Annotated in this window: 26 protein-coding genes; 12 read left to right on the forward strand and 14 right to left on the reverse strand. The window is 71.6% G+C overall.

Annotation, left to right across the window (positions count from 1 at the left end; all coding sequences use genetic code 11):
- Positions 1-36: 36 nt before the first annotated feature.
- Positions 37-1,680 carry a PucR family transcriptional regulator gene (locus tag AERO9AM_RS04115; RefSeq protein ID WP_159575018.1) on the forward strand — a complete coding sequence of 548 codons (1,644 nt, stop codon included), beginning with the start codon at positions 37-39 and terminating at the stop codon, positions 1,678-1,680.
- Positions 1,681-1,710: 30 nt separating this feature from the next.
- Here AERO9AM_RS04115 and AERO9AM_RS04120 read toward each other — a convergent pair whose 3' ends face one another.
- The 3 genes from AERO9AM_RS04120 to AERO9AM_RS04130 form a co-directional block, all read right to left on the reverse strand.
- Entirely contained in the window at positions 1,711-2,187 is a 477-nt protein-coding gene (locus tag AERO9AM_RS04120; protein ID WP_159575019.1) for a cupin domain-containing protein, read from the reverse strand.
- A complete protein-coding gene (locus AERO9AM_RS04125) occupies positions 2,184-3,578 on the reverse strand; it encodes an NAD(P)/FAD-dependent oxidoreductase (RefSeq protein WP_159575020.1) in 1,395 nt (464 codons plus the stop codon). Before AERO9AM_RS04125 ends, AERO9AM_RS04120 begins: the two co-directional genes overlap by 4 nt.
- Positions 3,579-3,679: 101 nt before the next feature.
- Positions 3,680-4,147 carry an Lrp/AsnC family transcriptional regulator gene (locus AERO9AM_RS04130; protein WP_159575021.1) on the reverse strand — a complete coding sequence of 156 codons (468 nt, stop codon included), beginning with the start codon at positions 4,145-4,147 and terminating at the stop codon, positions 3,680-3,682.
- Between the two features lie 100 nt (positions 4,148-4,247).
- Here AERO9AM_RS04130 and AERO9AM_RS04135 point away from each other — a divergent pair, with 100 nt between their 5' ends.
- Positions 4,248-5,696 (forward strand): aminobutyraldehyde dehydrogenase, encoded by a 1,449-nt coding sequence (locus tag AERO9AM_RS04135; RefSeq protein ID WP_159575022.1) that lies wholly within the window; start codon positions 4,248-4,250, stop codon positions 5,694-5,696.
- A 284-nt stretch (positions 5,697-5,980) separates the two neighbouring features.
- Positions 5,981-6,769, forward strand: a complete 789-nt coding sequence (locus AERO9AM_RS04140; RefSeq protein WP_159575023.1) for an alpha/beta hydrolase — start codon at positions 5,981-5,983, stop codon at positions 6,767-6,769.
- A gap of 146 nt (positions 6,770-6,915) precedes the next feature.
- Here AERO9AM_RS04140 and AERO9AM_RS04145 read toward each other — a convergent pair whose 3' ends face one another.
- The 8 genes from AERO9AM_RS04145 to AERO9AM_RS04180 form a co-directional block, all read right to left on the reverse strand.
- Complete coding sequence (locus AERO9AM_RS04145) at positions 6,916-7,617, reverse strand: type 1 glutamine amidotransferase domain-containing protein (protein ID WP_159575024.1); 702 nt, start codon at positions 7,615-7,617, stop codon at positions 6,916-6,918.
- Between the two features lie 91 nt (positions 7,618-7,708).
- A complete protein-coding gene (locus AERO9AM_RS04150) occupies positions 7,709-8,575 on the reverse strand; it encodes a LysR family transcriptional regulator (RefSeq protein ID WP_159575025.1) in 867 nt (288 codons plus the stop codon).
- Between the two features lie 158 nt (positions 8,576-8,733).
- The gene (locus AERO9AM_RS04155; protein WP_159575026.1) at positions 8,734-9,651 is read right to left on the reverse strand and encodes an ABC transporter substrate-binding protein; all 918 of its coding nucleotides are present in this window, start codon (positions 9,649-9,651) and stop codon (positions 8,734-8,736) included.
- A 31-nt stretch (positions 9,652-9,682) separates the two neighbouring features.
- Complete coding sequence (locus AERO9AM_RS04160) at positions 9,683-10,450, reverse strand: ABC transporter permease (RefSeq protein ID WP_159575027.1); 768 nt, start codon at positions 10,448-10,450, stop codon at positions 9,683-9,685.
- Positions 10,447-11,184 carry an ABC transporter permease gene (locus tag AERO9AM_RS04165; protein ID WP_159575028.1) on the reverse strand — a complete coding sequence of 246 codons (738 nt, stop codon included), beginning with the start codon at positions 11,182-11,184 and terminating at the stop codon, positions 10,447-10,449. Before AERO9AM_RS04165 ends, AERO9AM_RS04160 begins: the two co-directional genes overlap by 4 nt.
- 1 nt (position 11,185) lies before the next feature.
- The gene (locus AERO9AM_RS04170; RefSeq protein ID WP_159575029.1) at positions 11,186-12,052 is read right to left on the reverse strand and encodes an ABC transporter ATP-binding protein; all 867 of its coding nucleotides are present in this window, start codon (positions 12,050-12,052) and stop codon (positions 11,186-11,188) included.
- A gap of 13 nt (positions 12,053-12,065) precedes the next feature.
- On the reverse strand, positions 12,066-12,398 hold the full coding sequence (locus AERO9AM_RS04175) for a DUF427 domain-containing protein (protein ID WP_159575030.1): 333 nt from the start codon (positions 12,396-12,398) through the stop codon (positions 12,066-12,068).
- Between the two features lie 240 nt (positions 12,399-12,638).
- Complete coding sequence (locus AERO9AM_RS04180) at positions 12,639-14,057, reverse strand: dihydrolipoyl dehydrogenase family protein (RefSeq protein ID WP_159575031.1); 1,419 nt, start codon at positions 14,055-14,057, stop codon at positions 12,639-12,641.
- Between the two features lie 240 nt (positions 14,058-14,297).
- Between AERO9AM_RS04180 and AERO9AM_RS04185 the strand changes: the two genes are divergently transcribed.
- The 6 genes from AERO9AM_RS04185 to AERO9AM_RS04210 all read left to right on the forward strand — a co-directional run bounded on the left by AERO9AM_RS04185 (position 14,298) and on the right by AERO9AM_RS04210 (position 20,848).
- Complete coding sequence (locus AERO9AM_RS04185) at positions 14,298-15,362, forward strand: ABC transporter substrate-binding protein (protein ID WP_159575032.1); 1,065 nt, start codon at positions 14,298-14,300, stop codon at positions 15,360-15,362.
- Between the two features lie 13 nt (positions 15,363-15,375).
- Complete coding sequence (locus AERO9AM_RS04190) at positions 15,376-16,206, forward strand: ABC transporter ATP-binding protein (RefSeq protein WP_159575033.1); 831 nt, start codon at positions 15,376-15,378, stop codon at positions 16,204-16,206.
- Positions 16,196-17,020: an ABC transporter permease gene (locus tag AERO9AM_RS04195; protein WP_159575034.1), complete on the forward strand. Its 825-nt coding sequence runs from the start codon at positions 16,196-16,198 to the stop codon at positions 17,018-17,020. The genes AERO9AM_RS04190 and AERO9AM_RS04195 overlap by 11 nt, the downstream gene beginning before the upstream one ends.
- Complete coding sequence (locus AERO9AM_RS04200) at positions 17,017-17,886, forward strand: ABC transporter permease (protein ID WP_236602470.1); 870 nt, start codon at positions 17,017-17,019, stop codon at positions 17,884-17,886. The genes AERO9AM_RS04195 and AERO9AM_RS04200 overlap by 4 nt, the downstream gene beginning before the upstream one ends.
- A gap of 101 nt (positions 17,887-17,987) precedes the next feature.
- Positions 17,988-19,598 (forward strand): response regulator transcription factor, encoded by a 1,611-nt coding sequence (locus tag AERO9AM_RS04205; protein WP_159575035.1) that lies wholly within the window; start codon positions 17,988-17,990, stop codon positions 19,596-19,598.
- A 158-nt stretch (positions 19,599-19,756) separates the two neighbouring features.
- Positions 19,757-20,848 carry a flavin-containing monooxygenase gene (locus AERO9AM_RS04210; protein WP_159575036.1) on the forward strand — a complete coding sequence of 364 codons (1,092 nt, stop codon included), beginning with the start codon at positions 19,757-19,759 and terminating at the stop codon, positions 20,846-20,848.
- Between the two features lie 85 nt (positions 20,849-20,933).
- Here the strand turns inward: AERO9AM_RS04210 and AERO9AM_RS04215 are convergent, their stop codons facing one another.
- Positions 20,934-21,389: a winged helix-turn-helix transcriptional regulator gene (locus tag AERO9AM_RS04215; RefSeq protein ID WP_159575037.1), complete on the reverse strand. Its 456-nt coding sequence runs from the start codon at positions 21,387-21,389 to the stop codon at positions 20,934-20,936.
- An 81-nt stretch (positions 21,390-21,470) separates the two neighbouring features.
- Between AERO9AM_RS04215 and AERO9AM_RS04220 the strand changes: the two genes are divergently transcribed.
- Both AERO9AM_RS04220 and AERO9AM_RS04225 read left to right on the forward strand, forming a co-directional pair.
- On the forward strand, positions 21,471-22,697 hold the full coding sequence (locus AERO9AM_RS04220) for an MFS transporter (RefSeq protein WP_236602471.1): 1,227 nt from the start codon (positions 21,471-21,473) through the stop codon (positions 22,695-22,697).
- A 90-nt stretch (positions 22,698-22,787) separates the two neighbouring features.
- The gene (locus AERO9AM_RS04225; RefSeq protein ID WP_159575038.1) at positions 22,788-23,156 is read left to right on the forward strand and encodes a hypothetical protein; all 369 of its coding nucleotides are present in this window, start codon (positions 22,788-22,790) and stop codon (positions 23,154-23,156) included.
- Positions 23,157-23,177: 21 nt separating this feature from the next.
- On the opposite strand, the gene AERO9AM_RS04230 is transcribed toward AERO9AM_RS04225, so the two are convergent.
- Positions 23,178-24,311, reverse strand: coding sequence for a lactonase family protein (locus AERO9AM_RS04230; RefSeq protein WP_159575039.1), 1,134 nt, complete (start codon positions 24,309-24,311; stop codon positions 23,178-23,180).
- A 1-nt stretch (position 24,312) separates the two neighbouring features.
- Positions 24,313-25,599, reverse strand: coding sequence for an adenylosuccinate synthase (locus AERO9AM_RS04235; RefSeq protein WP_159575040.1), 1,287 nt, complete (start codon positions 25,597-25,599; stop codon positions 24,313-24,315).
- A gap of 342 nt (positions 25,600-25,941) precedes the next feature.
- On the opposite strand from AERO9AM_RS04235, the gene AERO9AM_RS04240 reads away from it, so the two are divergent.
- Complete coding sequence (locus tag AERO9AM_RS04240; RefSeq protein WP_159575041.1) at positions 25,942-26,817, forward strand: sigma-70 family RNA polymerase sigma factor; 876 nt, start codon at positions 25,942-25,944, stop codon at positions 26,815-26,817.
- The last annotated feature ends 54 nt before the right edge of the window (positions 26,818-26,871 follow it).

Here is a 26,871-nt window from a genome sequence, read left to right on the forward strand (position 1 = left end):
TTGCTCTCCCATGCTGACGGAGGGGAGGATGGATCCATGCCCGCAGATCGTCCGGACTTCGATGCGGTCCGGACAGATCGTCCGGATCGGTCCCTGAGCGAGCGCAGCGAGACGAAGGGCCCTGACCCCCGACCCCTGAGCGAGGACGCGCGCGGCGCGGCCGAGGCGAAGGGCGACCCGGGTCTGCCGACCGTCGCCGACGCCGTCCAGGTCCCCTCGCTCCAGGCCGGGATCCCCGAGGTGCTGGCCGGATCCCTCGACGTGCCGGTGCGCTGGGTGCACGTCTCCGACAGCGACCGCGTCGCGGCGCTGCTCGACGGCGGAGAGTTGCTGCTCACCACGGGCGCCGGCTGGCCCGGCGACGCCCCAGCGCTCGCCCGCCTCGTCGACGAGCTCGCCGACGCAGGCCTCGCCGGCATCGTGCTGGAGCTGGGGACCCGGTTCGCCGTCGTGCCGCCGCCTCTGGTCGCGGCCTGCCGCGCCCGCGACCTGGCGCTGGTCTCGCTCGACCGCGAGGTGAAGTTCGTCACGGTCACCGAGGAGGTGCACCGCCGCATCATCGCGGGCCAGGTGGAGGCGCTGCAGGAGCGGCAGCGCCTCCACGAGCTGTTCACGGCGCTGACCCTGCGCGGCGCCCCCGTCGAAGTCGTCGTGCGCGAGACCGCCCGGGCGCTGCGCGCGCCCGTGGTCCTGGAAGACCTGGCGCACGAGGTCGTCGCGGCCGACACCGCCGGCCTCTCCGAGGCAGACGTGCTCGCCGGCTGGCCCGGGCGCTCGCGACGACTGCCGCCGGAATGGACCCGGGTGCCCGTCGCCGCGCGCGGCACGCAGTGGGGCGAGCTGATCGCCCTGCCCGGACCGCCGCATCCCGCCGGCCCGGCCACGGTGCTGGAGCAGGCCGCGACCGCGCTCGCGCTCTCCCGGCTCGCCGACGGCGAGGGCGCCTGGTCCCGGCTGCGCGCCGAGGGCCTCATCGCGGCACTGCTCGGCGAGCGCTACACGACCGTCGCCGACATCGAGGCCCGACTGGAGGCGTCGGGCTTCCCTGTGCGCGGCCGGACGCTGCACGTCGCGGCGGGCCCGGCGGCCATCACCCCAGTTCCTGAGCGACCCGTCGACGCGCTCACGCTCGCTCATAGCGGGTCGCCGCGAGACGAAGGGCGAGGCGTCGGCATCCTGTCCGCGGTCGTGGACGGAGAGCGGATCCTTCTCGTCTCCCTGCCCGCCGGATCCCGCCTTCCGGACGCCCTCGTCGCCGATCTCGGATCCGGCGCGGTCAGCGACCCGGCCGATTCCACGACCGAGCTGCTCGCCGCGATCCCGATCGTGCGACGCCTCGCCCGCCAGGCCGAGGCCGGAACGCTGCTGCGCGTGGCCGACCGGCCGCTGGCCCGCCTCGCCGCCGAGCTGAGCGGTGACCATCGCCTGCAGGAGCACAGCGCGCGCCTGCTCGCCCCGCTGATCCGGCACGACGACGCCACGGACGGCGACCTGCTCCGGGTGCTGCGCGCGGTGGTGGCGCATCCCGGCAACCGCACGGCGGCGGCGAGCGCCTCGCACCTGTCCCGCTCGGTGTTCTACCAGCGGCTGGCGCTCATCGCCGACCTGCTCGACGCCGACCTCGACGACGGCGAGACCCTCTCCGCCCTGCACCTGGCCCTGCTCGCGCACGGACGCTGACCTCCGTCAGGCGCGCTCCCCGGAACCCGCTCAGGCGATGTAGACCTTCCGCAGCGTCTGGGTGACCGTCCAGGTCGTCCGCATGCCCTCGGCCAGGCGCACGACGGATCCGGATCCGATCTCGAGATCGGGAAGCGAAGGATCCTCGAAGGCGATCGTCGCGCGCCCGGAGAGCACCACGAACAGCTCGTCGGCCTCGGTGTCGGTCGCGGTGCCGGGCGTCATCTCCCAGACGCCGATCTCGCGGTCGCCGGTGTCGTCGAGCACGGCGATCGCGGTCGTCGGGGCGCCGGCGAGCACCTCGGACGCGGGCAGCGGTACGTGCACGAGGGCGAGATCGGCCACCGCGGTGCCGGCGGCGGGGAGGCGCGTTCCGGGCCCTTCGACAGGCTCAGGGACCGGAGCGGTGCGGGTTCCGGGCCCTTCGACGGGCTCGGGGACCGGAGCAGTCCCGGCAGGCCGGCGGATTCCGGGCCCTTCGACGGGCTCAGGGACCGGAGCGGTCATGAGTCGAACCCCATGCCGACCGCGTCGAGCGCCTTCAGGAACAGGTTGCGCCGGCCCTGGTTGTGATCGGCCTGGTTCATCGCGGCGCGCACCAGGTTCACCCCGATCGACGCGGCGGGCTCCGGCGGGAACGGGATGGGCTTCGTGCGCACCATCTCCAGGCGGGTGCGCTCGGTCTCCAGTCCCGCGAGCTCATCCAACATGACGTCCGCCGCGAACCGGGTGGCGCCGACGCCGAGACCGGTGAACCCCGTCGCGTACGCGACACGGCCGCCCCGAGCCGTGCCGAAGAAGGCGCAGAACCGGCTGCAGGAGTCGATCGCTCCGGCCCAGCGGTGCGTGAACCGCAGCCCCTCGAGCTGCGGGAACGTGGTGAAGAAGTGCGAGGCGAGCCGGCGGAACGTCTCCGGACGGTCCTCGTACTCCTCCCGCACCTTGCCGCCGAAATGGTAGACGGCGTCATAGCCGCCGAACAGGATCCGGTTGTCGGCGCTCAGCCGGTAGTAGTGGAACTGGTTCGCGCTGTCGGCCAGGCCCTGCCGGTTCTTCCAGCCGATGTCGTCGTACTGCTCCGCGGTGAGCGGCTCGGTCATCAGCGCGTAGTCGTACACCGGCACGGTCATCAGCCGGTTGCGCTTGAGCAGCGACGGGAACACGTTCGTGGCGAGCACGACCTGGTCGGCGACCACGGATCCGTGCTCCGCGATCACGGTCTGCACGCCCTTGCCGCGGAGCCCGGTGACGCGGGTGCGCTCGAAGATGCGCACTCCGAGCTCGGCGGCGACGCGGGCGAGCTCGAACGCGAGTTTCGCCGGGTGCACCATGGCGCACCCCTCGCGGTCCCAGGATCCGGCGAGGTAGGTCGGCGAGCGCACCTCGGCCTGCACCGCCGCCTCGTCGAGGAAGCCGTCGCCCGCCATCCACGCCACCTGGTGCGGTTCGACGGCGACCGACAGCTGCCCGGTGCGCTCCCAATCGACGTCCATGCCGTAGCGCGCGACGGTCTCCTCGATCCCGTCGAGGTTCTCCAGCCCCAGGCGCTCGAGCTCGCCCAGCTCCTCGGGCCAGCGGTTGCGGCCGTTCTCCTCGCCGTGGGTGAGACTCGCCTCGCAGAAGCCGCCGTTGCGCCCCGACGCCGCCCAGCCCACGCGATTCGCCTCGAGCAGCACGACCGAGCGCTGCGGGTCGCGCTCCTTGGCGCGGATCGCGGTCCACAGGCCCGCGTACCCCCCTCCGACGATCGCGAGGTCGGCGCGCACCTCGCCCGACAGTGCCGGGTACGCGGTGCGCTCCACGTCGTCGAGCCAGAACACCGCGTGCACGGAGTCCTCGAGAGCGCGCTCGATCACCGAGGCGCTCGGCAGCCGTCGTTCGAAGACGGTCGTTCCCATGGGTCTTCCTTGTCCAGAAGGGTGGATGGTCGGCGCGCCGAGGCGCGACACAGCGCCCCGCCGCGATGCGGCCGGGTGCGAGGGAGCCGGGCTTCAGCGGGTCAGCGCGTGCCCCAGTTGTAGAGGTCCTTGTGGAGCCCCGCGTAGAGGAAGCACTCGGTGTGCGAGACGCCATCGATGGTGCGGATCCGGGTCGCGATGAGCTCGAGCAGATCCTCGTCGCTCTCGCAGATGGCCTCGGCGAGGATGTCGAAGGATCCCAGCGTCACGTTGACATATGCGATCTCCGGAATACTCGTGAGCGCCTCTGCGGCGACACGCGGATCGCCGTCCACGCGGATCCCGAGCATCGCCATGCGGGAGAATCCGAGTTGGCGGGGATCGGTCACAGCGACGATCTGCACCACGCCGCTGTCGGTGAGGCGCTGCACACGCTGACGGACAGCGGCTTCGCTGAGACCGACAGCACGACCGATCTCGGCGTAGGGGCGGCGGCCGTCCTCCTGCAGCAGCTCGATGATCCGCTTCGACACGTCGTCCAGCACGGGCACCTTGGGCTTGTCGCTCATGTGACGATCTTGACATTCAGAAGCTATGGATGCAACTGATTTCGCAGAATCGGATCTCATTTTCTTCCGATTTCGTTGATGGTCGCCTATCCTGATCAGCATGCAGAGCACCCTGTCCGAAACAGCACTGTTGCAGAACTTCATCGGCGGACGATCCGTCGCCGCACACGGCGAGGGCCGGATGGACCTCATCGACCCCGTCACCGAGCAGGTGTACGGGCAGGCGCCCATCTCGGACCAGAGCGACATCGACGCCGCCTACGCTGCAGCGGCCGCCGCGTTCCCCGTCTGGCGCGACACCACCCCCGCGCAGCGTCAGCTCGCGCTCTTCCGGATCGCCGACGCCATGGCGGCCCGCGCCGAGGAGTTCGCCGACCTCGAGTCGCAGGACACCGGCAAGCCCCGGGCGAACCTCGTGGCCGACGAGATCGACCAGTCGGTCGACCAGCTGCGCTTCTTCGCCGGCGCCGCCCGCAGCCTCGAGGGCCGGGCCGCCGCCGAGTACATGGCCGGCCACACGTCGTACGTGCGCCGCGAGCCGATCGGCGTGATCGGCCAGGTCACCCCGTGGAACTACCCGCTGAACATGGCGGTCTGGAAGATCGCGCCGGCCCTCGCCGCGGGCAACACGGTCGTGCTGAAGCCCGCGGAATCGACGCCGCTCACCACGCTGCTTCTCGCCGAGATCGTCGCCGAGCACACGCCCGCCGGCACGCTCAACGTCGTGCTCGGCGACCGCAGCACGGGGGCCGCCCTGGTCGCGCACAAGACGCCGCAGATGGTCGCGATCACCGGATCCGTGCGCGCGGGCATGGCGGTCGCGGAGTCGGCGGCTGCCGACGTGAAGCGCGTGCACCTGGAGCTCGGCGGCAAGGCCCCGGCGATCGTGTTCCCCGACGCCTCGATCGCGAAGGCCGCCGAAGGCATCGTGACGGGCGCGTTCTTCAACGCCGGCCAGGACTGCACCGCGGCCACCCGCGTCATCGTGCACGCGTCGGTGCACGATGAGCTCGTGAAGGCGCTCGTGGAGCGGGTGCGCACGCACGCCCGCACCGGGGCCCCGCACGAGGAGGGCGTGTTCTTCGGCCCGCTGTCCAGCGCCGCGCAGCTGGCGCAGGTGCAGGGCTTCATCGACCGCCTGCCCGCGCACGCCGTGATCCAGACGGGCGGGAAGCGCCAGGGCGACGTGGGGTACTTCTTCGAGCCCACGATCGTCTCCGGCATGCGCCAGGACGACGAGGCCGTGCAGAACGAGATCTTCGGCCCCGTGCTGACCGTGCAGTCGTTCCAGGACGACGACGAGGCGCTCGCGTATGCGAACGATGTGCCCTACGCGCTGGCCGCATCCGTGTGGACGACCGACCACGCCCGGTCGCTGCGGTTCTCCCGCGATCTGGACTTCGGGTGCGTGTGGATCAACACGCACATCCCGTTCGTCTCGGACATGCCGCACGGCGGCTTCAAGCACTCCGGCTACGGCAAGGACCTCTCGCAGTACGGCTTCGACGACTACACGCGCATCAAGCACGTGATGAGCGCGCTGGACTGATCCATCGCGGGGGATGAACCGGTCCCTGAGCGAGCCGAAGGCGAGACGAAGGGCGCCGACGTGTCCCGATTCGCCGACGGTGTCCCCCGATTCCTCGGCGATTCGGGACGGGATCCGCTTAACGGGCCGCGTCGGAGCGTGCTACTGTCGCCTACGCCGTGCTGGCATGAGAACAGGAGGTGGTCCCGATGAACGAATCGACGTGGGCGCTCCTGATCGGAGCCACGGTCGGGCGATAGGTCGTCCGGGAGCGCCGCGCAAGCGCACTCCCGAAAGGCACGACCATGAACATCACCCCTGAACTCAGCTTCACTTCGGCACGACCGCGCGGCGACGGCATCGTCGAACGCGACTTCGTCCTGGGCGTCCCGGGCGGCGACGGCGGCATCCCCGGCACGCTGTGGATGCCCGGATCCGCCTCCGCCGCGGCGCCCGTGCCGCTCATCCTGCTCGGGCACCCGTCCGGGCCGGGCCTCGGCCGCATGCGTCCCCGCCTGGAGGCCCGCGCGCGGGCCGCGGTCGAGCTCGGCTGCGCCGCGGTCGCCCTCGAACTGCCGGGCAACGGCGACCGGACGCCGCTGCCCGAGCTGGAGAGCGCCCGCGCCGCGCTGTGGCAGGCGCTCGACGCCGGCGAACGGCCGGGCGAGGACGTCATCGACCGGCTGGTCCTGCCCCTCGTCGACCGTGCGGTGCCCGAGTGGCAGGCCGCGCTCGACGCGCTGCTCGCGCTCCCGGAGATCGGCGGCCCCGTTGCCTACTCGGGCGGCGTGCTGGCGATCGGGATCCGACTCGCCGCGATCGAGCCGCGCATCATCGCCGCCGGGCTGTTCGCCGGCAGCTATGTGCCGCTGCGGATGTTCGAGGAGGCCCGACGCGTCACGATCCCCGTGCACGTGCTGCTGCAGTGGGACGACGAGGGCAACGACCGGCAGCGCGCGCTCGATGTGTTCGACGCGTTCGGATCCGCGGAGAAGACACTGCAGGCCAACCTCGGCGGCCATACGGGCGTGCCGCCGCACGCCGCGGAGGATGCCGGGCGGTTCTTCGCGCGGCACCTGACGCCGACGCGCTGACCCGCCCTTCGTCTCGCTGCGCTCGCTCAGGGACCGGTGCACATCGGTCCCTGAGCGAGGAGCGCAGCGACGAGACGAAGGGCGCCGCACCACCCGGCGACCGACGACCGGCCGACGACCGACGACCGGCGACCGGCGACGCCCGCTCAGTCGGCGAGCACGTCGAGCAGCGCCTGCGCCACAGCGTGGCTGGACTGCGGGTTCTGACCGGTGATGAGGTTGCCGTCGCGCACGACGTGCGAGGTCCAGGGCTCCCCGCCCTGCACCACTGCACCGCGCTCGCTCAGCGTGGACGCGACGAACCACGGGCTGTTCTCGCCGAGCCCGCCGGTGCGCTCCTCCTCGTCCGTGAACACGGTGAGCGTGCGCCCGGCGAAGGCGAACGAGCCGTCGGCAGCGGTGGCGCTGAGCAGCCCGGCCGGACCGTGGCAGAACGGTGCGATCGGCAGTCCCGCGTCGTCGGCCGCGACGAGGATCCGGCCGAGCTGCTCGTCGACGGCGAGATCGACCATCGGCCCGTGGCCGCCGGGGAGCACCACGGCCGCGTAATCGGCGGCCGAGACCTGGTCCAGAGCGATCGGGTGGTCGAGGTCGGAGCGGATCGCGTCGAGGTACGCGCGGAACTCCGCCGCACGGTCGGCGTCGCCCACGACCTCGGCGTTCAGCGATCCCGGGTCGACGGGAGGGACGCGGCCGCCGGGCGTCGCGATGACGACGTCGTGGCCGGCGCGGGTGAGCTCGCGGTGTGCGACGACGAGCTCCTCCGCCCAGAACCCGGTGGGATGGGCGGAGCCGTCGGCGAGCGTGAGGGAGTCGGCCGCGGTGACGACCATGAGGATCTTCGACATGTGGGTCCTTTCGACCCGTACATGCTCCTCCCCCGGCGGATCCCGGCGACGTCGAGGAATCGAACGCAGCCATCGGATTCCCGAGGTGTGGTCAGGAGATGATCCGCCGCAGCGCCTCCGCGGTGGCGGCGATCGCCGGGAACCGCTCCGCGTCGCCGCTGCGCGTGGCGAGGTAGAGCGTGTTCAGCGGCGGGATCTCCGGCTCCTCGAGCGCGATCAGCGCACCGCTGCGCAGGTCGTCGGCCACCAGGTACTCGGGGAGCACCGACATGCCGATCCCCGCGCGCACCGCGTCGCGGATCCCGCGCAAGTCGGGGATCACGGCCGCGATGCGCAGGGCGGAAGGCGCACGGCCGAACACGCTGCGCCAGTAGCGGCGCACGATCGGGAGGTTCTCCGCATAGGCCACGACCGGCACGTCTTCCGGATCCGCGGCGGCCCACGCCGGTGCGGCGACGAGCACGAACTCCTCGTCGTAGAAGGGGATGGCCGTAATCCCGTCCCGCTGCGGGGACACGGCGCTGACGACCAGATCGAGCGTCCCGGCCGCGAGCGCGTCGAGGAGTTCCTGCGCCAGGCCGAACGCCAAGCGGATCGGCGCGCTCGCGGCATCGATCAGCTCACCGAGCCGCGGGATGACCTTGACCGACAGGATCTCCGCCGCTCCGCCGACGTGGACGGCCGGCGCGGCGCTCTCCGCGAGCCCCGGAAGCAGGGCGTCCTCGATCGCGTCGACGTGCGCGGCCACCCGTCGCGCCAGCTCGACGCCCTTCGGCGTGGTCGTCACCCCTGTACGGCCGCGGTCGAACACCGGGAAGCCGACGGCCGCCTCCACCGCCTGCACGTGCGCGGACACCGTCGCCTGCGACAGGCCGAGCAGCTGGGCGGCCCGGGTGACGGATCCGGTGCGGTGCACGGTGACGAAGGTGCGCAGGTGGTCGAGGCTGGGGGCGCTCACGTCCGCCACTGTACGCGGCGCGGGCGGTGGGGAGCGCCCGGTGCAGCGTCCGCATGCCCCCCGTGCGGCCGTCACCGGCCGTCGCCGCCGAACTGCCGAGACGACAAGACGGCCCCGGGATCGCTCCCGGGGCCGTCTTGATCGGCGTTCGCGTCGGCTCAGCTCAGGCCCTGCTCCTTGAGCCACGCCTTGGCGATGTCGGCCGGCTGCTTCTTGTCGGCCGTGCTCTGCACGTTGAGCTTGACGAGCTCCTCCGTGGTGAGCTTGGCGCTCACGGCGTTGATCGCCTTGGAGACCTTGTCGGCCGCCTTCTCGCTCACGATCGGAACGATGTTGGACGGCAGGATGAGGTTCTTCGGATCCTTCAGCGCGACGAGGTCACCGGTGGCGAAGGCCGGGTCGGCGGAGTAGATGTCCGCGACCTGCACCGTGCCGGCCTTGAGCGCCTCGAGCGTGGTCTGCCCGGTGGCCGAGAACGTCAGGTCGACGCCGTACAGGCTCTTGGCGGCCGCCGGACCGTACGGGCGCTTCTCGAACTCGGGCGCCGCGCCGATCGTGACGGGGGCGGGCACCTTCGACAGGTCGGCGATCGATTCGAGGCTGTACTTGTCGGCGGTCGCCTTGGTCACCGTGTAGGTGTCCTGATCGGCCGCCTTCGCGTAGTCGAGGGCGGCGAGACCCGAGGGCAGCGCCTTCTTCAGCGCGTCGTAGACGTCGTCCGGGTTGTTCGTGTCGGCCTTGCCGCCCAGGTACTCCAGCAGGTTGCCGGTGTACTCGGGGAACAGGGTGATGGCGCCCGACTTCACGTCCGGCATGTACGCGTCACGCTGACCGATGTTGAACTTCCGGTCGACCTTCAGGCCGTCCTTCTCGAGGGCCTGCGCGTAGATCTCCGCGACGATCTCGTTCGAGTAGTACGCCTGGGATCCGATCACGATCGTGTCGGACGAGCCGGATCCGCCGGTCTCGGTGGGCTTGTCGAGCGGGTTGCTGGAGCCGCACGCGCTGAGCGCGAGGGCGACCGCGACCGTGGCGGCGGCCGCGGCGGCGATGCGGGTGATGCGAGCGGTGAACATGGTGTGCCTCTCTTCGGTGGGTCGGTGCAGGTCAGATGCGGGCGGCGGCCTTCGCGCTCCTCGCCCGACTCCGGGGCGCGGGGTCCCCGCTCGGGGCGCCGCCGCGGGGTTCGTGGTCGGAGCGCCCGTCGGCCGCGCGGACGCCGGCCGGGACGGCGGCGCGCTGCGCGATCGCGAACAGCAGGTCGGCGATCAGGGCCAGGGCGGCGACGAGGAGCGCGCCGGCGAGCACCTGGTCGAAGCGACCGAGGGGGATGCCCTGGATGATCGGGTAGCCCAGGCCGCCGAGGTTCACCCAGGCGGCGATCGTCACGGTCGCGATCACCTGCAGGGTCGCCGCGCGCAGCCCGCCGACGAGCAGGGGCAGGCCGAGCGGGAACTCGACCTTCCAGAACACCTGCCACGGCGTCATCCCCATCGCCTTCGCCGCGTCGATCACGCGCGGCTCGATCGCCTCGATCCCCGTGTACGCGCCGGCGAGGACCGAGGGGATCGCGAGCAGCACCAGGGTGACCAGGGCGGCGGTCGGCACCTGCAGCACGCCGAACAGCAGCACGAGCAGGATCAGCAGGCCGAAGGACGGGATCGCGCGGGCGGCGCCCGAGATCGCCACGGCGACCTCCCGCCCACGACCGGTGTGCCCGATCAGCCATCCGGCGGGCACGGCGATCAGGCTCGCCACGAGCACGGAGACGACGGTGTAGAGCAGGTGCTGGCCGAGCAGCACGGGCAGTGCGTAGGATCCGGTCCACTGCGCGGGGTCGAGCAGCCACCGGATGGCGTCGGCGAAGAGGTTCATGCGCGGACCTCCTCGACGGCGGCTCCGTCGATCGCGTCGTCGGCTCCCGGGGCCTGTACCTGCGGGCCGGCGGATCCGCCGCGCCGGCCGCGGCGCTTCGCCGTGGCCCGCTGCCACGGCATCAGCAGGCGCCCGAGCAGCACCAGCAGCACGTCGACCACGACGGCCAGCACGATCACGGCGAGGACGCCCGCGAACACCTCCTCGATGAGGCGGCGGTCTAGCCCGTTCGTGAAGAGGTAGCCGAGGTTCTGCACCCCGACGAGGATGCCGACCGTGGCGAGGGCGATCGTCGAGACCGCCGCGACGCGCACCCCGGCGAGGATCACGGGCCCGGCGAGCGGCAGCTCGACGCTCCAGAACCGGCGCGCGGATCCGTAGCCCATGGCCGTCGCAGCGCGCCGCACGTCGGCGTCGACCGAGTCGAGGCCGTCGGCGACCGCGCGCACGAGGATCGCGACGTTGTAGATGGTCAGCGCTACGACGAGGTTCGGTGCTTCCGTCGCCTGATATCCGATGAGCGCGGGAAGCAGGATGAGCAGCGCGAGCGAGGGGATCGTGTACAGCAGTCCGGTGAGCACGATCAGCGGACCGCGCACCAGGCGGTACCGCCAGGCGACCCATCCCAGCGGCACCGAGACGACGACCCCGAGCACGAGAGCGATCAGGCTCTGCTGCAGATGCACGGCGGCGAGGCCCACGATGAGCCCGAGGTTGTCGAGGATCCAGGTCATGTCAGCCGACCTCGTCCGCCGGCCGAGGGGGATGCGCGTCCAAGAGGTCGGACGGCGTCTGCACGAGGGTTCCCTGAGCGCGGCCGTCGGCGTCGACGACCACCGTGCCGTGAGGGGTCTCGGTCAGGTGCAGCGCTCGGCGGCCCCGATCGGAGCCGATGAACGCGGCGACGAAGTCGTCGGCGGGCGCCGCGAGGATCTCGGCCGGCGTGCCCTGCTGCACGATGCGAGCGCCCTTGCCGAGGATCACGATGCGGTCGCCGAGCAGCAGCGCCTCATCGATGTCGTGCGTGACGAACACCACGGTCTTGCCGAGCTCGCGCTGCAGGCGCAGCAGCTCCTGCTGCAGCTCGGTGCGCACGATGGGGTCGACCGCTCCGAACGGCTCGTCCATGAGCAGGATGTTGGGATCCGCGGCGAGCCCGCGAGCCACGCCGACGCGCTGCTGCTGCCCGCCGGAGAGCTGGCTGGGGTAGCGCTCGGCGAGCGCCTGGTCGAGGCCGACGATGTCGAGCAGCTCGCGCGCCCGCACATGCGCCTCGCGCCGGGACACCCCGTTCAGGCGCAGCACCGTGGCGACGTTGTCGATCACGGTGAAGTGCGGCAGCAGCCCCGAGTTCTGCATCACGTACCCGATGCGGCGGCGGAGGGCGACCGGGTCGCCGTTCAGAACGCTCTCGCCGTCGATCTCGACCGACCCCGAGGTGGGCTCGACCATGCGGTTGATCATGCGCAGCAGCGTGGTCTTGCCGGATCCCGAGGATCCGACCAGCACGGTCGTCTGCCGGGCGGGGATGACCAGGCTGAATTCGTCGACCGCGCGGGTGCCGTCGGGGAACGTCTTCGTGACGGAGCGGAACTCGATCATGCGCGGCGGACCCTCAGGCGAGGGACCCCTCCTGCGGCACGTCGCCCTCGCGGATCTCCACCGTGCGGTCGAACGCGATGTAGCCGGAGAAGTCGACGCCGACGCGCTCGATGGCCGTCGGATAGGGATGCGGGTACGCCCACGCCAGATCCTTGTGGTCCTGCTCGTTCACGCGGAGGGAGTAGTACTGGCACTCGCCCTTCCACGCGCAGGTGTACGGCGTCGGGCTCTCCCGCAGCACCCCCTCGGTGACGGCCGTGGGCGGGAAGTACCGGTTGCCCTCGATCACCACCACGTCGGAGTCGTCCGCGTTCGCGACGACCCGTCCGTCGAATACTGCCTGCATGCTCGTCCGTCCTCTTCGAATCGGTGCGACGCTTCCTCTCGGCGTGCGCCGCCGGGCGCTCTTCCGACAGTAGGCCAAGCCTCCGACATCCCAGAAGCGCCCCACCACATCCGGAAACAGACCGACATCCGCCGGGATTCCCCCGCCGAACCGATCAATCTGGTTTCAAAGCGCGCAAATGGCTGGATCCGGGGCCCCAGTGGAGCCATTTGCGCGCTTTGAACACGGATCCGACGCCCCTCAGGCCGACTGCCGTCCGTACGCCTCGAGCAGCCGCAGCCACACCTCGCTCATCGTCGGGTACGAGGGCACCGCGTGCCACTGCCGGGCCAGCGGCACCTCCCCGGCGATCGCGATCGCGGCCGCGTGGATCAGCTCGGCCACGTCGGGCCCGACCAGGGTCACGCCCAGCAGCACCTGCCGATCCTCGTCGACCACCATGCGTGCGCGCCCGCGGTAGCCGTCGGCGTGCAGTGACGCTCCGGCGACCGAGGAGAACTCCACGTCGACGGCGCGGACGCGGTGCCCGGCCTCCCGCGCCGCCGCCTCGGTGACGCCGACGGCGGCCACCTCCGGCTCGGAGAAAACCACCTGCGGCACCGCGGAGTGGTCGGCGGTCGCGACGTGCCGCCCCCAGCGCTCGTCGTCGACGGTCTCCCCGTTCGCCCGCGCGGCGATCACGTCGCCCGCCGCGCGCGCCTGGTACTTGCCCTCGTGGGTGAGGAGCACGCGGCCGTTCACGTCACCGACCGCATACAGCCAGTCGACGCCGGGCACGCGCAGGGTGTCGTCGGTGCGGATCCAGCGTCCGGGCGGGAGCGCGACGGTCTCCAGGCCGATGTCGCCCGAGCGCGGCGTGCGCCCTGTCGCGACGAGGATCTCGGCGGCGCGCACGTCGCCGTCGTCGGTCGTGACGGTGACCCCGTCGGTGTCGCGGGTGACGCTCTTCGTCGCGACGCCGGTGCGCACGTCGACGCCGAGACCGCGCAGCCCCTCCGCGACGAGCTCGCCGGCGAACGGCTCGACGGATCCGAGCAGCCCGCTGCGGGCGAGCACGGTGACGGCCGATCCGAGCGAGGCGTACGCGGTGGCCATCTCCACGGCGACCACGCCGCCGCCGATCACGACCAGCGACGGCGGGATCTCCTCCGCGCTCGTCGCCTCGCGGCTGGTCCACGGGTTCGCCTCGTGCAGCCCCGGGATCGGCGGGATGGCGGCGTCGGATCCGGTGCTGATCACGACGGCGTGCCGCGCGGTGAGGGTGCGCACGGTGCCGTCGGGCTGGGTGACGGCGACCCTGCGCTCACCGCTGAGCCGGCCGTGTCCTCGGACGAGGTCGATGCCGGCGGAGTCGAGCCAGGCGACCTGCCCGTCGTCCTGCCAGTGGCTCGTGAAGGAGTCGCGGCGGTCGAGCACCGCCCGCACGTCGAGGTCGCCGGTGATCGCCTCGGCCGCGCCGCCCACGTGGCGGGCGGCGCGCAGCGCCTGCGGCGAGCGCAGCAGCGCCTTCGACGGCATGCACGCCCAGTACGAGCACTCGCCGCCGACGAGCTCGCTCTCGACGAGGACGACGGTCAGCCCTCCCTGCACGGCGCGATCGGCCACGTTCTCGCCCACCGGGCCGCCGCCCAGCACGATCAGGTCGTATTCGTCGGTCATCCGTCCGCCTTCCGTGCGCTCGGCGTCGCCGTCGCGCGGCGCCCTGTCCACCCTCGCAGAACGTCGGGCCGACCGCGAGGATTCCGCCGCGAGCCCCGGCAGCGGCCGGATCAGCCGCGAAACCACCGGGAAACCGACCGTGCCTCTCGCCGAAACATGCGGTGCGTACCGTGAGGTTCCTGTCCGCGTCGGCCCGTCGGCGCGGCACCCACCCGACCGCTTCCCGGCAGGAGACCACCCATGACAATCCCCTCCTCTCTCCGGCGCACGCTGGCCGTGGTCGCCGCCGCCGCCGCCACCGCGATCGCGCTGAGCGCGTGCTCCGGCGGGGCCTCTGCCGCGCCGACCGCTTCCGCCGGCGCCTCCGATGGCGGACACCTCAACGTCCAGCTCAGCTGGGTCAAGAACGAGGAGTTCTCCGGCGAGTTCTTCGCCGACTCCAAGGGCTACTACAAGGACGCGGGCCTGACCGTCACCCTCACTCCGGGCCCGTCCACCGGTGCGGCCGAGTTGCTGTCCGGCAAGACCGACATCGCCCTCTCCGACGCCGTCTCGATCGGATCGGTCGTGGCGAGCGAAGGCGCACCGCTGAAGATCATCGGCACCACCTACCAGAAGAACCCGTTCACGGTGCTGTCCCTGAAGAGCAAGGGGAACATCGCGACCCCCGCCGACCTCAAGGGCAAGAAGATCGGCGTCCAGGACTCGAACACGGCCCTGTTCAAGGCGCTGCTCGCCGCGAACGGCCTCACGGACAAGGACGTCACGATCGTGCCCGTGCAGTACGACCCGGCGCCCCTGCTCAGCGGCGACGTCGACGGCTTCATCGCCTACCTGACCAACGAGGCGATCACGGTCAAGGCCAAGGGCGTGGAGACCACGAACCTGCCGTTCGCCGACAACGGGCTGCCCTTCGTCGCGGAGACGGTCACCACCACTGACGACATGATCGCCCAGCACCGCGAGCGGCTGAAGTCGTTCCTGGTGGCCGAGATCAAGGGCTGGACCGACGCGGTCAAGGATCCAGAGGCCGGTGCGAAGCTCGCCGTCGAGAACTACGGCAAGGATCTCAAGCTGGATCCGGCCAACTCCATCGCCGGCCCGAAGGAGCAGGCCGAGAAGCTCGTCGTCTCCGACGAGACCGCGAAGAACGGACTCTTCACCATCTCTGACGCGCTCCAGAAGAGCACGATCAAGAGCCTGGCCGGAGCAGGGATCACGCTGACCGCGAAGGACCTGTTCGACCTGTCGCTGCTCGAAGAGGTCTACAAGGCCCACCCCGAGCTGGTGAAGTACGCCGGCTGATCCCGAGACCGTCATGTCGGATTCCGCGATCACGGTCGAGGCCGGTGCGCAGGGCGCTGCCCTGGGCACCGGCCTGCAGATCACGGCCCTCAACAAGGTGTTCACGAGCGGACGCCGCAGCGTCGTCGCGCTGCAGGACGCCGATCTGCACACCGCACAGGGGACCTTCCTCTCGCTGCTCGGCCCGTCCGGGTGCGGGAAGTCGACGATCCTGCGCATCCTCGCCGGGCTGGAACGGCCCACCAGCGGCACGATCCGCGTCGACGGCCGCAGCCCCGATGAGCTGCGGCGAGCGCACCGGCTCGGCATCGCCTTCCAGGACTCCGCGCTGATGCCCTGGCGCAGCGTGCTGTCGAACGTCCGGCTGCCGTTCGAGATCGCGGGGCAGAGCGTCGACAAGGCGTACGTCTCGGAGCTCATCGACCTCGTGGGGCTGACCGGGTTCGAGAAGGCGAAGCCGGCTCAGCTGTCCGGCGGCATGCGCCAGCGCGTCTCGATCGCGCGGTCGCTGATCCTCAAGCCCGACGTGCTCCTGTTCGACGAGCCGTTCGGCGCCCTCGACGACATGACCCGGCAGAAGCTCAACCTGGAGCTGCTGCGGATCTGGACCGAGAAGCCGGCGACCACGCTCCTGGTCACCCACGGCGTATCCGAGGCGATCTTCCTCTCCGATCAGGTGGCGGTGATGAGCCCCCGCCCCGGTCGCGTCAAGGCCGTGATGACCATCGACCTGCCGCGCCCGCGCACGCCCGAGATGATGCGCACCCCGGAGTTCCACGCCTACGTCGACGAGGCGTCCGAACTGCTCTTCGGCGCCGGGGGAGCCGCAGCCGATGACCACTGAGGCGCGCACCGCGGCGCCCGCAGGCCGACAGCTGCCGCCCTGGGCGATCGGCGTGATCGGCGCCGCGGCGCTGTTCGCGCTCTGGTGGGTCATCGCGGCGGCCTTCGGCAGGAGCGCAGTGGGCACGATCACCGTCCCCACTCCGCCCGAGGTGCTGGCGGGCTTCGCCCGCAGCGGCTGGACCTACTACGCGCAGAACTTCGCGGTGACCCTCGCCGAGGCGGGCATCGGATACCTCTGGGGCAACGGCCTCGCGCTGCTGCTGTCCGCCGTCGTGCTCGTCGTCCCGAAGCTCGAGGGCGTGGCGATGCAGCTCGCGATCACGACCTACTGCGTCCCGATCGTCGCCGTGGGGATGCTCGCCGTCGTGCTCATCGGGCCTCCCGCCGCGGCGGGACAGCCGAGCGGGACCGCGGTCTTCCTCGCCGCCCTGTCGGTGTTCTTCACGACCGTCGTCGGCGCGCTGCTGGGGCTGAAGTCGGCCGACCGCGCCAGCCTCGACGTCGTCACCGTGTACGGCGGATCCGCCTTCACCCAGCTGATCAAGGTGCGGCTGATCGCGGCGCTGCCGGCCGTCCTGAACGCGCTGCAGATCGCCGTCCCCGCCGCGTTCCTCGGCGCCGTGCTCGGCGAGTTCTTCGGCAAGATCGAGCGCGGGGTCGGGCTGGCGATGATCCTCGCGCAGCAGAACTCCGATGCCGCCGTGGTGTGGGGCCTGGCCCTCGCCAGCGGCGCGGTCGCCCTCGCCGGGTTCGCCCTCGTGGGGCTCGTGGCACGAGCTGTCACCCCCTGGTCGAAGGGAGCGGCCCGGTGAGCGACGTGATCACGGCCACGGTGGCGCAGACCATCCCGGATGTCGGCGCCCGGCTGCGTCGCGAGCGGACACGGCGCACGCTCTCCGCGGGCGGCGGGGCGTTGCTGACGTTCCTGCTCACGCTGCTCGCCATCGGCGTGCTGTGGGTCGGAGTGCTCTGGCTGTCGGGCGTCTCCCCGCTGATCGCGAAGGGGCCTGTCGACGTCTGGAAGTATCTCTTCGTCGTCCCCGCGGCGGCGACCAACCGGGCGCTCATCTTCGGCAACCTCGTCGTGACGCTCGGGCACTCGGTGATCGGGTTCGCGGCAGGGCTCGTGGTCGCGTTGCTGGGCGCCACGGCGTTCCAGCTCAGCCGCGGCGTCGAGCACGCGCTCATGCCGGTGGCGATGCTGCTGCGCTCGGTGCCGCTCATCGCGATGGCTCCGGTGATCATCCTGATCTTCGGACGCGACCTCTGGACCGTCGCCGTGATCGGCGGCATCGTGGTGCTGTTCCCGGCGCTGGTGAACATCTCGTTCGGCCTCAAGTCCGCCTCCGCGCAGATGAACGACCTCGTGGCGGTGTACGGCGGCGGATCCTGGGCCCAGCTGCGCAAGGTCGCGATGCCGTCGTCGCTCCCCGCGTTCTTCGCCGCCGTGCGCATCTCGGTGCCGGGAGCCATCACGGGCGCGCTGCTCGCCGAGTGGCTCGCGGTCGGCGGCGGGATCGGCGGCTCGATCGGCGGCTTCATCCCGCAGGCCCAGTTCACCGCGCTGTGGGCGTCGGTCGTGGTCGTCACCGTGGTCTCGCTCGTGCTCTACAACGTGATCCAGATCGTGGAAGACGTGGTGCTGGCCCGGATGGGCATGCGCCCGCAGGCGACCTAGGAGTCGGTCGGCCTCGCGGCCTTCCCGGGGCCGCCCCCCATCACGGACGCGAACCGGATCCGGCCCTTGTCGCGCGCCGGGCGCGGGAAGATACTGTGCCCATGGCGATCCGGGGCGCGCCGGTCGTGGACTGGACCGGGCGATTCGACGATCTCGTCGCGCGGGAGGCGCTCCTCGACGCGACGGAGCTGGACGAGCTCGGCCAGGCGGCGTGGTTCACGGGCCGCGACGACGTCAGCGCCCGCGCGTGGGAGCGCGCGCACCTCGCGTTCCTCGACGCCGGCGACCTCGCCGCCGCGGTGCGCTGCGTGTTCTGGCTCGGCTTCACGCTCAGCGAGCACGGCGACGAGGTGCGGGCGCGCACCTGGATGGGGCGACTGTTCGAGCTGTGCGGCCGCCCGGATGGGGATGAGCGCACCGAGCCGTTCCAGGCGCTGTGCCGCGCGGTGGCCCGGTTCGCGCAGGGAGACCTGGAGGGATCCGTGCCGCTGTACCGCGAGGCGAGCGCCCTCGCGGCGGCCGTGGGCGACGACGACCTCGACGCGCTCGCCACCATGGGCCTGGGGCGCTCGCTGGTGCGGATCGGTCGGGCTGAGGAGGGCTTCGACTGCCTCGACCGGGTGATGCTCATGATCGGATCCGACCGGGTCAGCGACCGGGCGGCGGGGCCCGCGTTCTGCGCCGTGGTGGCGAGCCTCCTCGCCCGCGGCGACCTGGAGCGCGCCCGGGTGTGGACGCGCGACCTCGGCGACTGGTGCGACAGCCAGCGCGGGCTGGAGCCGTTCCGCGGGGAGTGCACTCTGCACCGCGCGACCGTCATGCAGCTGGGCGGCGAATGGGCCGCGGCCGCACGGGCGGCGGAGCAGGTCTGCGGCACCGAGAAGCGCACCGAGACCCTCGGCAACGCCTGGTACCGGGCAGCGGAACTGCATCGCATCGCGGGTCGCGCCGCCGCCGCGCGGGACGCTTTCCGCCAGGCCGCCGCGCTCGGCCGCGACGTGCAACCCGGGCTCGCGCTGCTGCACCGCGATGCCGGGGAACTCGACTCTGCGTGGGCGGGCCTTGCCCGGGCGCGCGCCACGATGGGAGGTCCGGCGGAGCGCGCCGAGGTGCTCGCCGCCACGGTGGCGGTCGCCCTGGACCGCGGCCGGCTCGCCGACGCCCGGGCCGCCGCCGAGGAGCTCACCGAATGCGCGGCGGCGTTCGACACCCTGTGCCTGCGGGCCCAAGCGGCGCAGGCGCGCGGCGAGGTGGCGCTGCGCGACGGCCATCCGGACGAGGCGCTGCCGCTGCTGCGCGCCGCATGGCTGGACTGGCGGCGCCTGGACGCGCCCCACCAGGCGGCGCTCGTGCGCGTCGACATCGGAGCGGCCGCCCGCGCCGCCGGCGACGAGGAGGGCGCGCTGCTCGAGTTCGACGCCGCCCGCGCGGTGCTCGAGGGGCTCGGCGCCGTGCCCGACCTCGCCCGGCTGGAGCGGCTCGCCGCGGCGTCCGCCCCGGCGTCCACAGATCCGGGCCTCAGCCGCCGCGAGCGCGAGGTGCTCGAGCTCGTCGCGCGGGGATGGTCGAACCGGCGCATCGCGGAGCGGCTCTTCCTCAGCGACCGCACGGTCGCGCGACATGTGGGCAGCATCCTCAGCAAGCTCGGCGTGCCGTCGCGCTCGGCCGCGACCGCCTACGCCTACGCGCACGGCCTCGTCGCCGCGACCTGACGTCGTCGCAGTCCGGCCGCCGCCCGAACCGGATCCGGATCCGATCGCCCGGATCCCTGCCCGCAGCGCTGCCGGATCCGGATCCGAATTGGTCATTTCTGCCGATGCCGGGCCCCGATCCCGAGACCTACCTTTCTCGAAAGCCCGAGGAGGCGATCATGTCCACCACGACACTCGACCTGGCCATCGTCGGCGCGGGAGCGGCGGGGCTGCACACCGCGCGCCGTGCGATGGACCGCGACATGCGGATCCAGGTCTTCGACGCGCACGCCCGCATCGGCGACAGCTGGCGGGAGCGCTACCGCTCCCTGCGCCTGTTCACGCCGCGGCGCTGGGCCCAGCTGCCGGGTCTGCGGCTCGACATCGGCGTGTTCGACTACCCCACGGCGACGCAGCTCGCCGACTACCTGGAGCGGTACGCCGCGACCTTCGAGATCCCGGTGCGCACGGCGACCCGGGTGCAGCGCCTGCACGTGGACGCCGAAGGGCTGTTCCACCTGGCGCTCGACACGGGGGAGGACGTCGTCGCCCAGCGCGTGGTCGTGGCCGTCGGCGTGCACCACCGCGCCGTCGTGCCGACTTTCGCGGCCGACGTGGATCCGTCGATCCGGCAGCTGCACTCCCTCGACTATCACGGCCCCGAGGACTTCGCTCCAGGATCCGTGCTCGTCGTCGGCGCGGCGAACTCCGGCACGGACATCGCGCTCGAAGCGGCCGCGGCGGGTCACGCCACCGTCATCGCGGGGCGGCACCCCGGCCAGGTGCCCGGCAACATCGACACCCCGATCGGCAACCTGATCAGCGACATCTTCATCCGCAAGCTCCGCAACGCGACGAGCGATACCGAGAAGGGGCGCCGCCTCTGGGAGGAGCGCCGCGGTCACGGCGTGAACCTCGTGCGCAACCACCTGTCCGACCTGCGCAAGGCGGGGATCCGGCAGGTCGGACGCGTGGCGGGCGTCGAGGACGGCCGCCCCGTGCTCGAGGACGGCGAGCGCCTCAACCCCGCGACGATCGTGTGGTGCACCGGATCCCGGCCGGTCCTGGACTGGATCGACATCCCCGGATTCGCGGACGAACAGGGCGTGCGCCACGAACGCGGCATGTCCACGGTCGTGCCATGGCTCGCGTTCATGGGCCTGCCGTTCCAATACTCCATCGCCTCGCCCACGCTCATGGGCATGGGCCGCGACGCGGAGTATGTGGTGGAGCACCTGCTGCAGCCGGCCCCGGTCGCGCAGGCGGCGTGACGGCGTCGATGAGCTGCTGTGCATCCCCCTGCTGCAGGCGACTTCGTAGAATCCGGCGCGACGTCGGGCCACCCCGAAGCCCCGATCAGTTGCTCCGCATGACCCTCGTCGTGTCGACGTCGACGCGCTCACCCCGAGAGTCGCTCGGGTGGAGCTGCTCGAGAAGCTGGCCGCGTTCGTCCACCAGAGTGGAGTGCGACTCGTCGTCGGCGAACGCGTGCCGCTCGCCCCACTGGCGCAGAGCGACGATGACGGTGAACAGGTCACGGCCGGCTTCGGTGAGCACGTAGTGCTGGCGGCGGCCGGACGTCGCGGTCTCGCGGGCGAGGATGCCGTGATCGACGAGGCGACGGAGCCGGTCGGCGAGGATGTTGCGCGCCATCCCCGTGCGTTGCTGAAACCCGGTGAAAGACGTCGCCCCGTCCATCGCGTCTCGAACGATCAGCAGACTCCACCGCTCGCCGACGAGGTCGAGCGTGCGCGCGACGGGACAGGCCGGGTCGGTCCAAGCGACGGTATCAACGTTCACATCCGGCTTCATCACACCTCCCGGTGAGTTGCGGAATGAAACCTATTCTGCCACGCTGCAAAAGGTTTCAAACTGCTACTGATTGGAGAAGGTGTGGAACTCACGCACCCCCGGAGGGCCCTGCTTGCGATGGTCTGCTCGGTCGCCGTAGCGACGATCTACGTCGCCCAGCCTGTGCTTGCGCAGATCGGGCGGGACCTGCGCGTGCCCGAGCCTGACCTGGGGTGGGTCGTGGCGTCAGGGCAGCTCGGCTACCTGCTCGGCTTGGTCGTCCTCGTCCCCTTGGGAGAGATGCTGGATCGACGCAAGCTGATCGGCGTCCAACTGCTCCTCGCCGCGGTCGGCATGACGCTCGCCGCGACCGCTCCCGGGCTCTGGGTTCTCCTCGCCGGTCTCGCGGTGACGGGTCTGTTCGCGGTGGTTGTGCAGACCACGGTGGCGTTCGCGGCCGACCTCTCGACGCCGCCGGAACGCGGTCGCACGCTCGGAATCGTCACCTCCGGGGTCATCATCGGAATCCTCGGCGCACGCGTCCTGGCCGGGGCCCTCGCCGACCTGTGGGGGTGGCGGAGCATCTACGGCGCGCTGGTGCTGCTGCTCGTCGCGCTCGCGATCGTGGTCCTGAAGCAACTGCCGACCGACCCTCGGTCGAATCGCGGGTCATACAGCGAGACGCTGAGGTCACTCGGACACCGCTTCCGCGAACCGCTCTTCGTCTCACGCGGGCTGATCGCATTCTTCCTGTTCGCCTCATTCGGGACGTTGTGGAGCGGACTCGCCCTGCCGCTGGCGGCTGAACCGTGGCGGCTGAGCCCGACGCAGATCGGTATGTTCGGCATCGCCGGACTCGCCGGCGCGCTCGGAGCCGCACGAGCCGGCCGATGGGCGGACGCCGGACGCGCCAACTCGGTGATCGGGGCTTCACTCGCCCTGCTGGCCCTGTGCTGGGCGGCATCCGGACAGGCGACCTGGTCGCTCTGGCTGGTGATCCTCGGTGTGATCGTCCTGGACTTCGCGGTCCAGGCGGCGCACGTGAGCAATCAGGCCATTCTCACGGCCGCCCACTCCGACCGGACCAGCAGCACCATCGGCGGGTATATGTTCTTCTACTCGCTGGGCTCGGCCCTCGGTGCGACGGCGACCACCAACATCTATTCCTCTTCGGGGTGGACGGGATGTGCTGTCCTCGGGGCAGGCTTCGCGATCTGCGGGCTGCTCAGCTGGGCGCTCAGTCGGCGCTCGGTCACGGCGGCAGGACGTGACGCCGGAGATCGGATATCGGGTCACACAGCCGCAACCCCGAGGGAAGACCGAGCCTGACCCATCCGAACGCCCGGTTGTAGACCTGCGCATCCGCAGGAGTCAGATCATCTCGCTTGGGAGCATCCCCGGCTGTCCATTCGGCGGCGGATGAGCACCTGGGTAAGGAACTACCTCGCACCGGTCGTTGCCCCACGCGACTGGCCGGGGCAGTGGGTCGATCTCGAGAGCTGGAGCGACGAGGACCTCGCGCGGGCGTTCGGCGTTGCGCTCGAGCAGCTCGACAATCATCTCGCCGCCATCACCGACGCCCGCTCGCTCGCCACGGCGATGGCCGCCAACTCGTCCGGGCTCGACCTGGACCTCTTCGCCTGGTCGTGCGCGAACGACGACCAGGCCGCGATCGCGGAACAGCTCGCGACCGCCAAGGCGAACTCCGGCGCCGAGGAGCGCTGGCCGAGGCTCCGGGCCCAGTTCGATCGCGTCGCCCAGCGGTCCGGGGTCAGCCTCGCAGCCTAGTAGTGAGGGAAGTAACTCGCGTCAGCGGGCGAGCAGCAGGTGGGTCGGCGCGGGCGCCGGGGTGCGGTGCCGCACGCGACCGGGGGCGCCAGTGCGCTCGTCGAGGTCGAGCACGCTGATCTCGTCGGAGCGCTGGCCCGCGACGAGCAGGGCTCCGTCGTGCACGAGGTGGTGGCGGGGCCAGTCGACGCCTGCGTCGGCGAGCGCGAGGGGCTCGACCCGCTCGCCGGATCCGCGCACGCGCAGCGCGGCGATCGTGTTGCTGCCCCGCACCCCGGCGTACAGGGTCTCGCCGTCCCTCGAGCGGCTGAGCTCGGCGGGATAGTCGTGGCCGGGCGTCGCGATCGCCGAAACCGGGGTGCCGGCGATGAGGCCCCAGCGGCCCTCGCGATCGGGCGCGAGGGTGAACAACTCGCAGGAGTACTCGGTGACCACGTGCAGGTGTCCGCTGGGGTGCACGACCATGTGCCGCGGGCCGGATCCGCGCGGCAGCACGACCTCGTGGTCGAGCGTCAGCCCGGTCGGCGCGGGGCGCCAGATCCGCACCAGGTCGTAGCCGAGGTCGGTCGTCGCGATCCGCCCGTCGGCCAGGAACGCCGCGGCATGCGCGTGCGAGACCCGGGGATCGCCGTTCGGATCCCGAGGATTCGGATCCGAGGCGTAGGGATCCACGGCCGCCGTCTTGTTGACGTCGCCGGCCGAGGCCGCCTCCCCGTCACCGTCCCCGCCGCCGAACAGCGCCTCGCGCAGTTCCGCGGCCTTGTCGCGGGCGTTGGGCTGCAGCGAGCCGTCGGCGCCGAGCCCGGTCCGCACCACCCGGCCGTCGCCGTAGCAGCTGGCCACGAGGAAGCGGCCGCGCGGGTCCACGGCGAGGTGGCACACGAACTGCCCGGCCGGCACTGGCCGCCCGAGCGGGCGCAGCGCGCGCTCACCGGTCTGCGTGAAGGCGGCGACCTCGCCCGGGCCCTCGAGCGCCGCATAGACCACGTCGAGCGTCGGATGCTGCGCGAGCCACGACGGAGACGGGGCCGGCGCCACCGCACCGCGGTACCCGAGCGTGGTCGGGCCCTGGCCCTCGGCGACGGCGAGCAACCCGATCCCGTCGGCGGGGCCCTCCATGTCGGCGCCGTAGCCGCCGACCCAGAACCGGGTCATGTCAGTCGACGAGGTCGTGGCGCACGATCACCTGGTCGCGCTCCGGGCCGACGCCGATCACCGAGATGCGAGTGCCGCTCATGGCCTCCAGCGCGAGCACGTAGTCCTGCGCGTTCTTGGGCAGATCGTCGAACGTGCGGGCCGTGGAGATGTCCTCCTGCCAGCCCGGGTAATACTCCAGGATCGGCTTCGCGTGGTGGAAGTCGCTCTGATTCACCGGCACGTCGTCGAAGCGCACGCCATCGACGTCGTAGGCGACGCACACCGGGATCTGCTCGAGACCGCCGAGGATGTCGAGCTTCGTGAGCACGAGGTCGGTGATGCCGTTCACGCGCGTCGCGTAGCGGGTGATCGGCGCGTCGTACCAGCCCACGCGGCGCGGACGCCCGGTGGTGGTGCCGAATTCGAAGCCGCGCGCACGCAGCCACTCGCCCTGCTCGTCGAAGAGCTCGGTGGGGAACGGGCCGGATCCGACCCGCGTCGTGTACGCCTTGACGATGCCGACGATGCGGTCGAGGCGCCCGGGGCCCACACCGGATCCGGTGGAGGCGCCGCCCGCGGTCGCGGAGGACGACGTCACGAACGGGTAGGTGCCGTGGTCGACGTCGAGCATGGTGGCCTGGCCGCCCTCGAACACGACGACCTCGCCGCGCTGCAGCGCGTCGTCGAGCAGGTGCCCGGTGTCGGCGACCATCGGCCGAAGCCGCTCGGCGTAGGAGAGCAGGTCCGCCATGATCTCGTCGACGGTGATGGCGCGGCGGTTGAACACCTTCACGAGGAGGTGGTTCTTCTGGTCGAGCGCACCCTCGACCTTCTGGCGCAGGATGTTCTCGTCGAACAGGTCCTGCACGCGGATCCCGACGCGGTTGATCTTGTCGGCGTAGGCGGGGCCGATGCCGCGGCCGGTGGTGCCGATCATGCGCTTGCCGAGGAAGCGCTCGGTGACCTTGTCGAGCGTGCGGTGGTACTGGGTGATGATGTGCGCGTTGGCGCTCACCTTGAGGCGCGACGTGTCGATGCCCCTGGACCCGAGGGCCTCGAGCTCGTGGAACAGGACCTCGAGGTCGATGACGACGCCGTTGCCGATCACCGGGGTGACGCCGGGCGAGAGGATGCCCGAGGGCAGCAGGTGCAGGGCGTACTTCTCGTCGCCGACGACGACGGTGTGCCCGGCGTTGTTGCCGCCGTTGAACTTCACGACCCAGTCGGTGCGCTCGCCGAGCAGATCCGTGGCCTTGCCCTTGCCCTCGTCGCCCCACTGGACGCCGACGATCACGATTCCTGGCATGGGTGCATCCCCCTTGGGTGCGGCCGGTGGCCGCCGTGCTTTCGCCGGGCTTGCACCGGCAGATGAGCTGGCCCGATCGGGCGGGGCCAGTCTATCGGAGGGGGTCGGACGCGCCGGTGCCGGCGTCCGGCGAAGCCCGCGGGCGGAGGCGCTGCTCCTTCTACTCCTCGGATCCGCACTTCGCAAGCGGGTTCTCCTGCGAGTTCCTCTGCCGTTCAGTGGTACCTACCGACTCCCGGGCACGGCGCCCGGATCCTCCCCCGCAGTCGGCACGACGAGCCCGGACGCGCGAGCGTCGATGCGGTGTTCGGCGTGCCGTCGCACCAGTGAAAGAGGTGAACCATGCGTGCAGCGCCCCTCTCCCCCGGCCGTCCCGCCGAGACCGCGATCCCGGTCAGGATGCCGGAACCGCCGGAGACGGCCGTCCCGGATCCGGACCTCGGCGACCGGGAGCAGCGCAACGCGCGCATGGTCGCTCTGCTCGCGAGCGCGCAGGGCCGCCCGGAACATGAGCGCCGCCGCGCCGAGCAGCGCGTCGTGATGGAGTACCTCGACGTCGCGGACGCCGTCGCGAACCGGTACCGCCTGCGCCCGCAGGAGCACGGAGACGTGCGCCAGGTCGCCTACGTCGGGCTGGTCAAGGCCGTGCAGCGCTTCGACCCCGCTCGCGGCGGCGACATCGTGTCGTTCGCCGTGCCGACGATCGCCGGCGAGATCAAGCGCTACTTCCGCGACTGCAGCTGGGTGGTGCGGCCGCCTCGCTCGCTGCAGGAGCTCGACACCGAACTGCGCACCGCGACCTCGACGCTGCGTCAGCGGCTCGGCCGCGAGCCCTCGCTCGACGAGGTCGCGGAGGAGACCGGGATCCCGCGCCCCCAGGTCGCCGAGGGCCTGCGCTGCGGTCAGGCGCGACAGCCCGTCTCGCTGGATATGCCGTCCCGCCCGCACACGGACGGTGAGAGTCCGACCTTCGGGGAGACGCTGCACGCGCCGGGGGACGACTTCTCCCGCGCCGACCAGCTCGTCGCGATCTCGCACGCCTGCCGCGGCCTCAGCCCGCGCGACCGCAAGATCCTGAAGATGCGGTTCGTGCAGGACTGCACGCAGGACGAGATCGCCCGCGAGTGCCACGTCACCCAGATGCAGATCTCGCGCCTGCTGACCCGGATCCTGCGGGATCTGCGCGCACGCCTGTCGCCCGAGCTGCTGGCGGCCTGAGCGGGCGAAGGCTTCGCGGGGTCGCGCACGTCGCGGCCCCGCGATCGGGGACTC

The sequence above is a fragment of the Microbacterium sp. 8M genome, assembly GCF_902506375.1.
Classification (GTDB): domain Bacteria; phylum Actinomycetota; class Actinomycetes; order Actinomycetales; family Microbacteriaceae; genus Microbacterium.